This window comes from Vibrio sp. 1978 (genome assembly GCF_033344345.1).
Map to the genome: position 1 here is coordinate 1 of NZ_JAWPOP010000422.1, position 728 is coordinate 728.

Sequence of the window (728 nt, forward strand, 5' to 3'; positions counted from 1 at the left end):
CATCGGCAGGCTGAAACCAAAGCGACCAATGCCACGCTTATCGCCCAACGCCTCTTTTAATGCCTGACCAAGGGCTAAAGCGGTATCTTCAATCGTGTGGTGATCATCAATATGTAAATCACCGTCGACTTTGCACACCATTTGGAAACCACCGTGAGTGGCAATTTGATCCAGCATGTGGTCAAAGAAACCAAGACCTGTTGAGATATCATTGCCACCTTGCTCATCCAGATTAACGGCAACTTTGATATCGGTTTCTTTAGTAGTACGAATCACTTCGGCAACTCGTGCTTTCACCGTCAGATCTTTCAATATCTGCTTCCAACTCATAGTTTCTGGATTGTATTGAATACCGCGAATCGCCATGTTTTCCGCCAATTGCAGATCCGTTTGACGGTCACCAATCACGACAGAATTTTGGAAATCCACTTTACCGCCTTGAAGATACTCTTTCACAATGCCTAATTTAGGCTTACGGCAAGAGCAGTTGTCTTCTTCAAAATGCGGACAAATCAGCACATCATCGAACTTCACACCTTGAGATTCAAAGATCTCCATCATCATGTTGTGTGGCGCATCGAAGTCTTCTTGAGGGTAGCTGTCTGTGCCCAGACCATCTTGGTTTGTCACCATCACTAGACGGTATCCCGCATCCTGCAACGACAACAGGCTTGGAATAACGAACGGTTCTAGTTTTAACTTATCCAAGCGGTCAACTTGGAAATCAA

The 728-nt window shown here is 45.2% G+C and carries 1 protein-coding gene; it reads right to left on the reverse strand.

The features are described from left to right. The coding region (gene hisB, locus R8N49_RS27000; RefSeq protein WP_318190438.1) for a histidinol-phosphatase at window positions 1-728 on the reverse strand (728 nt) is incomplete at both ends.